Annotated in this window: 8 protein-coding genes; 5 read left to right on the forward strand and 3 right to left on the reverse strand. The window is 73.5% G+C overall.

The window, feature by feature from the left end:
* Positions 1-40 precede the first annotated feature (40 nt).
* Positions 41-1,528: an MFS transporter gene (locus IE317_RS41625; protein ID WP_191316861.1), complete on the forward strand. Its 1,488-nt coding sequence runs from the start codon at positions 41-43 to the stop codon at positions 1,526-1,528.
* Between the two features lie 93 nt (positions 1,529-1,621).
* Here IE317_RS41625 and IE317_RS41630 read toward each other — a convergent pair whose 3' ends face one another.
* Positions 1,622-2,209 carry a TetR/AcrR family transcriptional regulator gene (locus IE317_RS41630; RefSeq protein WP_191316862.1) on the reverse strand — a complete coding sequence of 196 codons (588 nt, stop codon included), beginning with the start codon at positions 2,207-2,209 and terminating at the stop codon, positions 1,622-1,624.
* Positions 2,210-2,295: 86 nt separating this feature from the next.
* On the opposite strand from IE317_RS41630, the gene IE317_RS41635 reads away from it, so the two are divergent.
* Positions 2,296-2,658 carry a VOC family protein gene (locus IE317_RS41635; protein WP_191316863.1) on the forward strand — a complete coding sequence of 121 codons (363 nt, stop codon included), beginning with the start codon at positions 2,296-2,298 and terminating at the stop codon, positions 2,656-2,658.
* A gap of 85 nt (positions 2,659-2,743) precedes the next feature.
* Here IE317_RS41635 and IE317_RS41640 read toward each other — a convergent pair whose 3' ends face one another.
* Both IE317_RS41640 and IE317_RS41645 read right to left on the reverse strand, forming a co-directional pair.
* A complete protein-coding gene (locus IE317_RS41640; protein ID WP_191316864.1) occupies positions 2,744-3,583 on the reverse strand; it encodes an LLM class flavin-dependent oxidoreductase in 840 nt (279 codons plus the stop codon).
* 70 nt (positions 3,584-3,653) lie between these two features.
* On the reverse strand, positions 3,654-5,153 hold the full coding sequence (locus tag IE317_RS41645) for an FAD-binding oxidoreductase (RefSeq protein WP_229903199.1): 1,500 nt from the start codon (positions 5,151-5,153) through the stop codon (positions 3,654-3,656).
* Between the two features lie 339 nt (positions 5,154-5,492).
* On the opposite strand from IE317_RS41645, the gene IE317_RS41650 reads away from it, so the two are divergent.
* From IE317_RS41650 to IE317_RS41660, 3 genes are all read left to right on the forward strand, one after another.
* Positions 5,493-7,178 (forward strand): beta-ketoacyl reductase, encoded by a 1,686-nt coding sequence (locus IE317_RS41650; protein WP_191316865.1) that lies wholly within the window; start codon positions 5,493-5,495, stop codon positions 7,176-7,178.
* A gap of 37 nt (positions 7,179-7,215) precedes the next feature.
* On the forward strand, positions 7,216-8,016 hold the full coding sequence (locus IE317_RS41655) for an SDR family NAD(P)-dependent oxidoreductase (protein ID WP_191316866.1): 801 nt from the start codon (positions 7,216-7,218) through the stop codon (positions 8,014-8,016).
* A gap of 78 nt (positions 8,017-8,094) precedes the next feature.
* Positions 8,095-10,797, forward strand: a 2,703-nt coding sequence (locus IE317_RS41660) for an acyltransferase domain-containing protein (RefSeq protein WP_191316867.1), incomplete at its 3' end; no start/stop codon positions are given.

A 10,797-nucleotide genomic window follows, 5' to 3' on the forward strand; every position in this document is an offset into this window, starting at 1 on the left:
CACGGACGGACCCGGACGTCTTCAGCAGGGGGTTGGCTCGATGAGCACTACGCCAGGTTCCACCGAAGCCACGGCGGGCGCGTCGCCCCCGGCGGCGCCCGAGGAACCGCGCAAGCTCGGACTGGCGCTGATGGTGATCGCCGCGGCGACGCTGTTGATCATGCTGGACGCCAGCATCGTCAACGTCGCGCTGCCGACGATCCAGGCCAGCCTGGGCTTCTCGACGGAAAACCTGGAATGGGTCGTCACCGCGTATTCGGTGGCGTTCGGCGGCCTCCTCCTGCTGGGCGGCCGCACCGGCGACCTGTTCGGCCGCCGTCGGATGTTCATGGTCGGCATCGCGGTGTTCACCCTCGCTTCCTTCGCCGGCGGCTTCGCGATGAACCAGCCGTGGCTGATCGCCGCCCGCGCGGTTCAGGGGGTGGGTGCGGCCATCGCCGCGCCCACCGCGCTCGCCCTGATCGCGACCACGTTCCCCGAAGGCGCGCCGCGGAACAAGGCCATGGGCGTTTACGCGATCGTCTCCAGTGGTGGCGCGGTGCTCGGGTTCATCCTGGGCGGCGTGCTGACCGACATCGCCACCTGGCGGTCGGTCCTGTTCGTCGTCGTCCCGATCGGGATTCTGGTCCTGCTGGCCGCGCCGAAGGTGCTGCCGGAATCGGGGCACCGCGCGGGCAAGCTCGACCTGCCCGGCGCGATCACCGCCACCGCGGGCATGGCCCTGCTGGTGTACGGGCTCATCGAAGCGTCGGCGACCTCCTGGTCCGATGCGCGCACCTGGGTTTCCCTGGTGGCCGCGGTCGTGCTCCTGGTGGCGTTCCTGGTGATCGAGTCGAAGGTCGCCGCGCCCCTGCTCCCGCTGCGGGTGCTGGCCGGGCACAACCGGTCGGCCGCGTACGCGATCACCCTCACCATCGGGGTCGGGCTGTTCGGGGTGACGTTCTTCCTCACCCTGTTCCTGCAGAAGATCCTCGGCTTCGGCGCGATCGAAGCAGGTCTGGCGTTCCTGCCGATCGCGGTCGCCATCGGCTTCATGGCCTCCACCATGGGCCGGCTGGCCGCGAAGATCGGCATCCGGATCGGCGTGATCACCGGCCCGCTCGTCGCCGGCATCGGCGCGCTGCTGCTCTGGCTGACGACGTCGGCCGAAGGGAACTACGGCTGGGTCGTCGGGCCGATGATCCTGCTCGGCTGCGGGATCGGCATCGCGATCGTGCCGCTGACGCTCACCGCGATCACGTCGGTCCAGCCGATGGAGGCGGGCATAGCTTCCGCGCTCGTCAGCGCCAGCCAGCAGGTCGGCGGGGCGATCGGCCTGGCGGTGCTCGGGACGGTCGCGATCACCACCACGCGCGACCGGATCGGCGGGGACCTGTCGCCGGCCCACGTCGCCGACGCCACGGTCGCGGGGTACCAGAACGCTTTTCTGGTCGCCGGCTGCGTGCTCGTCGCCGCGTTCGTGCTCGGCTTGGTGGCGGTCAAGGGCAAACCGAAGGCGAAGGCCCCCGCGGCCGGTGCCACCTCTTGACCCACGGGAGGTGCTCGGGGGTGACGGGGTGGTCGTCCCGGCCGGTGGATCCCGGCCGGACGGCCACCCCGTCCCCTGTCGGTCCCGCTCGGCTCACCCGAGCGGGCACAGCAGGGTGATCTCCTCCTGCACCACGCTGAACGGCCGGTCGGTGACCGCCTGCCGGGTCGCCGCGCCGATGAGGTACGAGGTGAGCATCCGCGCCCGCAGGCCCGGCTCCTCGACATTGATCGCGCGGAGCAGGTCGTGAAAGATTCCGGTGACGTCGCGGGTCATCGCGTCGATGGCTTCGAGCCTGCCGGAGCGCACCGAATGCAGCCAGTATTCGTGCCAGAGGACGATGGTCCGCGGTGCGTCGTTGAATATCTTCAAGTATTCGGCGACGGCGGACCAGAATCGTTCCGTCACGTCGGTGTGCTGTGCCACGGCTTGGCGGATCGCGTGCACGAAGGCGGCGATGTGCGCGGCCATCGCCTGGTCGACGAGCTCGTCCATGTCCGCGAAGTAGTAGTGGATGGCGCTCTTGGTGAGCGGGCTCGCCGCGGCGACCGCGCGCGCGGTGCAGCCGGTCAAACCGTTCTCGGCGAGGACGGTCTTGGCCGCTTCGACAATTTTCGCCCGTTTCTCCGCCTGGTTGGGGGAGAGTTGCTGCGGGTGGCGGCCACCGAGGCTTTGGTGCATGGTCCGAAGGATACCGCAGATTTACGAACCGACGTCTCCGAAAATTTCGGAGCGGCTTGCAGGAATAACGAGAGGAACCCGAAGAAATGGCACCCCCGTTTGTCTTCTTCGATATCCGGACGTCCGATGTGGACACTGTGCGCAAGTTCTACACCGAGCTGTTCGGCTGGTCGGTGGCCGACGTCCCGGCCGGCGAGGGGACCATCCCCCTGCTGATGGGTGACGAGGGGCCGTGGGGCGGGTTCACCGAGCTGGCGGAGGGCGACGAGCGTCTGCCGCAGTGGGTTCCCTACGTCCCGGTCGAGGACGTCGACGCGGCGACCGAGAAGGCCACCGGCCTGGGCGCCACGGTGATCCGGCCGCGGATGGACCTGCCCTTCGGTTCGCTGGTCGTCATCACCGATCCGACCGGGGCGACCCTGGTGCTGCTGCAGGCCAAGGCGGCGTAGCCGGCCAAGGCTGCTTGGCGGACGAAAAGCGGGCCGGGCACCGGATCCGGCGCCCGGCCCGCTTTTTCGCGCGGGTGGGCGCCGGTCAGCCGGTCGCGTCCGCGATCCGGTCCAGCTGATCCAGTTCGGTCGTCCAGCAGTAGACGACGACTTCGTCCGCCCCGAGTCCTTCGTGGACGGTGACGGCCTCGCGGAGCTGTTCGGGCGTGGTCAGCACGTCCTCCAGCACCTTTTCCGCGTACGGTCCGAGACTGCGGTAATAGGCCGCGATCGACGCCAGCCCCCGCTCGATCCGGTCCGGCGGCCCCAGAACGGCGTTGACCTGCGTGACGAGCCGTGGGGAGCCCGCCCTTCCCGCCGCCTCCCAGGACTTCTCGACCGCCCGGAACAACATGCCCGTCACGTCGGCGGGCGAGACGCTGATGAAGCCGTCGCCCCAGCGCGCCGCGCGGGCGACCGCCTGGGGGCTGAACCCGCCGATGAGCAGTTCCGGTCCGGCGGGCCGCGACGGTGCCGGGCCGATCCCGGCCGGGAGGCCCGCGGACCAGATCTCCCGCATCCGGGCGAGCTGGTCGTCGAGCCGCCGGCCGCGGCGGTGGTAGTCCTGCCCAGTGGCGGTGAAGTCGTCCGGGCGCGGCCCGATCCCGACCCCGAACGTGAACCGGCCACCGGACACGCGATCGAGCGTCGCCACCTGCTTGGCCAGCAGCACCGTTTCCCGGGCCGGTGCGAGCAGCACGTCGGTCTGCAGCCGGATGCGGCTGGTCGCCCCGGCGACGGCCGCGAGCGCCACCAGCGGTTCGGGATTGTCGTACACGACCCGGTCGCCGAGGCCGACCGACGCGAACGGGCCGGTGTCGGCCCGCCTCGCCCAGTCCAGCAGGACGCCGGGATCGTGCAGCGGAAGGCCGAGGCCGATCTTCACGAAGCCACCTTTCGGGGAAACCGATCCGGACGTCGACCAGATTACCGTGTCCGGCAAGGAAAACCGGCGCTCAGCCGGGCAGCCGCACCGACTGGGAGTGCCGGAAGAAGTCCGTCGGGTCCCAGCGGGCCTTGACCTGCTGGAGCCGCGGGTAGTTGGCCCCGAAGTACAGCGTGGACCAGTCGACCCCGGAGCGGTTCAGCGCCGGATCGACGATGTCCGGGTCGGGGTTGTTGATGTTCGTGCCGTCGACGATTTCGCCCGGCACCGGGTACCCGCCGGTCGCGGCGAAGGTGTCGGCGTAGAGGTCGCGCAGCCAGGCGAGGTTGACCTCGTCGTCCGCCGCCTCGGTCCAGAACGTCTCGAACTCCGCGTACAGCACCGAGTCGCGGTGCGGCATGGCTGTTGCCTCGGAGGCCACCGCGTTGAGCTTGCCGCCCATGCTCATCAGCTGGAAGACGCCGAGCGGGTTCGGGTAGTCGTCGCGCTGGAGGTTGCGGTACACCGCGCCCAGCTGCTCGTCGGTGAACGCGCGGCGCATCCAGGCGCTCTTCACCGCACTGCGCAGCGTGGGGTCGTAGAGCAGCGTCCCGCCGCCGACGAACTTCGTCGACGCCAGCCAGGAAACCTCCCTCGGCGGCATCGCCATGGTGATGCCGGTGCCCGCCGTCACGGCGGCCCCGAAGTCCGCGAGGAGCTCTCGCGCGCCGGGCACGGTGGCGTCGACCTGGGTCAGCGTCCCGACGCCCATGCCCGACTTCGGCCGGGCGAACAGGATGCTCGCGAGCGCCGTGCCGGCGTCACCCGGTGCGCTGTTGCGTTCGTGCCAGGTCGAGAAGTTCTTGATGAGGGTGCGGAACTTGTCTTCGTCGAGCGCCTGCCAGGGCACCCCGGCCGGCTCCACGAGCACCGACGCCGGCGGCCTCGGCAGTAGCTGCGCGGGATCGCTGCCTTCGGCGTCCGGGCTCCGGAACCAGAACCGGGTGACCACGCCGAACGTGCCGCCGCCACCGCCGGTGATCGCCCACCACAGGTCGTGGTCCGGGTCCTCCGGATCGCGCGACGCGATGACCGTGCGCACGCTCCCGCCGGCGTCGACGACGACGACTTCGACCGCTTCGAGGTGGTCGACGACCGAACCGTACTTGCGGGTGAGCAGGCCGAACCCGCCACCGCTGGTGTGACCGGCGATGCCGACGGTCAGGCAGATGCCGCCGGGGATCGTGACGCCCCAGGTGCGGTACAGCGTCTCGTAGATCCGCCCCAGCTGGGTTCCGGCGCCGACGCAGAACGCCCGTCGCGCCGGGTCGTAGTACACCTGGTTGAGGTTGGAGACGTCGAGCAGGACCTGGGTTTCCGGCCCCGTCACGAAGTCCGCGTAGCAGTGTCCGCCGCTGCGCACCGCGAGCCGCTTGCCGGTCGCCACGGCTTCCCGCACGACGTCGGCCACCTGGGCGGTCGACGCGGCGAGGCGCACCGACTCGGGAGTGCCCACCCAGCGCCGGTTGTAGCCCACCACGAGTTCGCCGTACCGGATGTCCCCGGGGGTGACGACGGCGGGCGCGGGCACGCCGGCCTCCTCTCGCGGATCCCCTTGCGCGAGCGCGCTTTGCGTGGCGCGGTCCATCATCGTGCGTCCTCCCCGGAGTGGTGCGCACGCAGCCCGGGCCGGCCGCGGACGCGTGCCGCCGTCGCGATGTTCCGCAATATATGGAGCCGCCCGGCGCGGCAGGTACCCCTATCGGATCACGGTGGTCCCCCTAATCGCCCGGGTAAGGGCTTGCGCGGCCGTGCCGTTAAGGGTTGACCCGGCCGGGCGCCGCTTCGAGACTCCGTTCGAACACCTTGCCCGCCGCCGGCTCTTCGCGGCCGGGGCGATCCGGTGATCCGTATGGGGGCGCGAGCAGTGATGTCCGGCGATCCGAACACAGCGGCGGCAGCTTCGTCGTGGCGTTACCACGTCGAGTGGCGGGAGCTGCCCGAAGTGGCGGCGGAACGGTCCGGCCGGTGGCTGGTCCTCGACCCCGGATGCCCCGGCTGGGCGGAGAACTGGTCCGCGGCACTCGGCGGAGCGGGGACGCGGACGGTCCGGGTGCCGGCCGGCGTCTCCCGCGAAGACCTTGCGGACCTGGTGCGCGATGCCGCTTCGGAGCCCGGCCTGTCCGGCGTCGTGTCGCTGCTCGCCGCGGCCGCGGAACCCGACTCCCGTGAGCCCGCCGTTCCGGTCGGCGTCGCGGGCACTCTCGCGCTGGTGCAGGCCATGGCCGACGCGGGGATGACGGTGCCGCTCTGGTGCCTGACGCGGGGCGCGGTGTCGGTCGGCGCGGCCGACCCGGTGAGCGACTCCGGACAGGCGCGGGTCTGGGGCCTCGGATTCGTGGCCGGGCTGGAACACCCGGAGATCTGGGGCGGGCTGGCCGACGTGCCGGCCGAAGCGAGCGCGACGGCCGTCGCCCGGCTCTGGTCCGTGCTGGCTCGCGGCGGTGACGAGGACCAGGTCGCCGTCCGGGCCGGCGGGGTCTTCGGCCGTCGGGTGGCGCGGGTTCCCGAGCGCGGTGCCCGCGGGACGTGGCGGCCGCGCGGCACGGCGCTGGTCCTCGGTGGTGGGGGAGCGCTGGGCAGGCACGTCGCCGGCTGGCTGGCGCGGTCCGGTTGCGAGCACATCGTGCTCGCCTCGCGGGGCGCCGTGCCGGAGGGGTTCGAGGCCGAACTGGCCGCTCTCGGCGCCGAGGTCGCCGTCGAACGGTGTGATCTGACCGACCGGACGTCGGTGGCCGCGCTGGCCCGGCGGATGCGGGCGGCGGGCGCGGCACCGCGGTCGGTGTTCCACTGCGCGGGCGCGGCCGACATGACCGGGCTGCGCGACCTGACCCTGCGGGGCTTCGCCGAAGCCGGGGCCGCGAAGACGGCCGGTGCTCCGCACCTGGCCGAGTTCTTCGGCGCCGACCTCGACGCCTTCGTGCTGTTCGCGTGCTTTCCCGGCGTTTGGGGCAGTTACGGCCGCGGCGCGAGCGTGGCGGCCGATGCGTACCTGGACGGCCTCGCCCGCCACCTGCGGGGCGCGGGCGTGCCGGCGACGACGGTGACGTGGGGTGCTTGGGCGGCCGGGGCCACGTTGGACCACCCCGTGGTGGTCGAGCAGCTGCGGCGGGGCGGGGTGAGCCCGCTCCCGCCGGAAGGCGCGCTCGACACCCTGTCCGCGTTGCTCGCGGGCGGGGTCACTTCGGAGCTGGTGATCGACCTGGACTGGGCCCGCTTCGCCGCGGTCTTCACCGCGCGCCGGCCCAGCGCGCTGATCGGCGAGATCTCGTGGGCACCCGGCCGCCCGATCGCCGAGCTGCCCGAAACCGAGCGCGGCCAGGCGCTGTCCGACCTGACCCGCATCGAGGTCGCGGCCGTGCTCGGACTGAGCAGACCGGACCTGGTGCGGCCCGCCGAATCGCTGGCCGGCCAAGGCCTCGACGACGACCTGGCGAAAGCGCTGCACGAGCGGCTTTCCCGGCGCGCCGGGGTCGCCTTCCCGGCCGGCTCGGTGGTGCGCTCGGACACTCCGCTCGAGCTGGCCGCCAGGCTGGCCACCGTTTTCGACGCCTGAACCGTTCGTTCCGGCACTTTTTCCGAGGGGGCAGACAGTGCGTGTTCCGGGAACGACCGCCGTGGTGACCGGCGGCGCTTCGGGGTTGGGCGCGGCGACGGCCGCGCACCTCGCCAAGCGGGGGGCCGACGTGTTCGTGCTGGACCTGCCCGCCGCGCTCGCGCGTACCGCGCCCCCCGCCGGCATTACCGGGATCGGGGCCGACGTCACCAGTGCCGGCGAGGTCGGCGCGGCGATGACGACGGTCGCGGAATCCGGTTCGCCGCTGCGGATCGTGGTCAACTGCGCGGGCGTCGACACCCCGGGGCGGGTGCTCACCGACGACGGCCCGCTCGGCCTCGCCGAGTTCCGCCGGGTGGTCGAGGTGAACCTGGTCGGCACCTTCAACGTCCTGCGGCTGGGCGCCGAGGTGATGGCACGCACCCGGCCGGAGGCCGACGACCAGCGCGGCGTGATCGTCAACACCGCGTCGCTGTTCGCGTTCGAAGGCCAGGCGGGCCATGCCGCCTACGCGGCGGCCAAGGGCGGCGTCGTTTCCCTCACGCTGCCGGCGGCGCGCGACCTGGCCCGCTACGGCATCCGCGTGGTCACCGTCGCCCCCGGCATCTTCGAGACGCCGCTCGTCGCCACCTTGACCGAGGAACTCCGGGCGGCCGGGCTGGCCGAGCAGTTCGTCTCCGGGCTGGCCGGCGGGCCGCCGTGGCCACGCCGCTACGGACGGCCGGAGGAGTTCGCCGCCTTCGTCGCGGCGATCGCCGAGCACGACTACCTCAACGCCGAGGTCGTCCGCCTCGACGCCGGCCTCCGGGTCGGGTTCGGCAAGCCGTCGCCGTCCTGACGCTTTCGCAGCATCCGCCCGCTTCGCCATTCCGGCGGCCGTCCAGGACGGCCGCCCGTTCCCGGAAGGGGTCCTCCGGTGGCCGCGCAGGAAACCGCACAGGAAGAGCTCCGCGCCGTCGTCGGCGTGTCCCCGGTGTCGGCCGGCACCGGGGACACGTTCTGGCGGCGGATCGCCCGCTGGGCACCGCCGTGGGCCGATCGGGACGTGTCCGGGACGTTCGACCGGGAGCTCTTCGGGTTGTCCGGGCGGCAGGCGGGTGCACTGACGGCCGAGCAGCGGCTGCTGCTGGAACTGTGCTGGGAGGCACTGGAGGACGCCGGGGTGCCCGGTGGCCGGGTGGTGGTCGCGATCGACGCCGGCTGGGACGCCCGGGCCCGGGTCCTGGTCCGCACGGCGCTGACCGCGATCGTCCGCGGGCTGGACCCGGCGGCCGTCACCATCGCGCCCGGTGCCGGCCTCCCGGTCCCGGTGGCGGGTGAGGTGGTGCTGGCCGGGTCCGCCGCCGGCGACGACACGGGGGTCGCCGTGGTGAAGCCGGTGGCCGGCCTCGCGGCCGGCGACCGGGTCCGCTGCCTGCTGCGGGACGGCACCGTGCTGCCGCCGCCCGCGGAACCGGCCGGGGACGGGCAGCCGGGCCCGGCGCACACCGCCGCGGTACCGCTGGTCGTGTCGTCGACCGGTCCGGCCGCGCTGCGCGAGGACGCCGCGGAACTGCGCTCGTTCCTGGCCGCCCGGCCGGAGACGTCGCTCACCGATCTCGGCTGGACGCTCGCCACCCGGGCCGGGCTGCCGCACCGCGCCGTCCTGCTGGCGGACGACCACGCGGCGGCCACCGGGCTGCTCGACGTCCTGGCGGTCGGCGGCACCGCGGCGAACCTGATCGGCGGGCACGCCCCGGCGCGCGCCGGGGACGTCGTGTTCGTCTTCCCGGGCCAAGGCCCGCAGTGGGCCGGGATGGCCGGAGAACTGCTGGACACCTCGCCGGCCTTCGCCCGCAAGATCGACGCGTGCGCGGCGGCACTCGAGCCGTTCGTCGAATGGTCGCTCACGGACGTCCTCCGCGGCGTGGCCGGGGCGCCCTCGCTGGAGCGGGTCGACGTGGTGCAACCGGCATTGTTCGCGGTGATGGTGTCGCTGGCGGAGGTGTGGCGCGCGCACGGGGTGCGGCCGGCCGCGGTGGTCGGGCACAGCCTCGGCGAGATCGCGGCGGCCCACGTCGCCGGAGCGCTGTCCCTCGATGACGCCGCCCGGGTGGTCGCGGTGTGGAGCCTCCTGCAGGCCGAGTTGCGCGGCCGCGGTGACATGGCGTCGATCCCGCTGCCGGAGGACGAGACCGCGCGCCTGCTGGCCGGTTCCGGCGGCCGCGCCTGCGTCGCCGCGGTCAACGGTCCGCGGCAGGTGGTCGTCTCGGGAGACTCGGACGTGATCGCCGGGCTGCTGGCGGACCTCGCCGGCCGTGCGGTCGAGGGCAAGCTGCTCCCGGTCGGGCTGGCGGCGCACTCCCCGCACATCGACGAAATCGTGCCCCGGCTGGCCGCGGCGCTGGCGTCCCTGGCGCCGAGGCCGCCCGAGATCCCGCTGTATTCGACGGTGACCGGGCGCCCGCTGGGGACGCGGCCGATGGACGCCGGCTACTGGTGCGCCAACCTGCGGCAGCCGGTCCGCTTCGCCGAAGTGGTGGCCACGCTCGCCGCAACGGAAGCCCCCTGCTTCGTCGAGGTGAGCCCGAACCCGGTGCTGACCATGGGAATGCAGCAGACGTTCGACGAGGTCGCGCCCGCCGCGACGGCGATGGGCACCCTCCGGCGGGGGCATGGCGGGCTGCGGCAGTTCCGCACCGCCGCCGCGGAACTGCACGTCCGCGGGGTGCCGGTCGACTGGGCCGCGGCGTTCCGCGACAGCCGGCCCCGCCGGGTGGAGCTGCCCCGGTACGCCTTCCGGCGCACGGAGTGCCCCGCCGTCGAGCCCGCCGAGCCGCACGCGCTCGTCTGGCGGCCCGGTCCCGGCGCCGGTGCCGGCGCCTTGACCGGCACCTGGCTGGTCGTCCGGCCGGCCGGAACCCACGCCGACGCCGCGGCGGGCATCGCGGCCGCCCTCGAGGCCCGCGGTGCGGCGGAGGTCCGGCTCTCGGAGTGGCCCGGGCCGGTGCCGCCGCCGGGGCTGTCCGGCGTCGTTTCGTTGCTCCCACTGGGTTCCGAGGGGGACGGGAGCACCGCGACGGCCGGCCTGCAGCGGAGCTGTCCCGGCGCACGGCTGTGGTCGGTCACCCGGTCCGGCGTCGTGACCGGCTCGGGTGACGCGGCCGCGGCCGCGATCTGGGGGACGGCCCACAGTCCCGGTCCCGCCGCCGTGGTGGATCTCGACCGGCTCGACACCGGCGCCTACGCCGCGCTGGCCGAGCTGGTCGCCGCGGGCTCGAGCGGTGCGGTCCGGGGACCGGCCGTCCTCGTCCCGGCGTGGGAGCCGGTCGCCGCGCCGTCGGCACCGTTGCCGGAAGGCACCCTGTTCGTGCTGGGCCACTCCGCGATCCCGTTCGGCCGCCCGGTCGTCACGCTCGATCCGGCCGCCGGTCCCGAGCACCTGGCCGCGGCGATCGGGTCCGCGGAGGGTGCGCCGGTCGCCCTCGTCGTGCCCGTCCCGCCCGCCCCGGACGGGCCCGTGCCCGCCGGCCTGGTCGCGTCCACTGTGGACACGGCCGTGGCGGCCGCGGCGATCCCGGTCACCGTTCCGCTGGTGTTCGTCGTGGCACCGGGGGCGGCCGGTGAGCCCGGGCTCGCC

Origin of the sequence: Amycolatopsis bullii (genome assembly GCF_014654205.1) — a bacterium.
Lineage (GTDB): Bacteria > Actinomycetota > Actinomycetes > Mycobacteriales > Pseudonocardiaceae > Amycolatopsis > Amycolatopsis plumensis.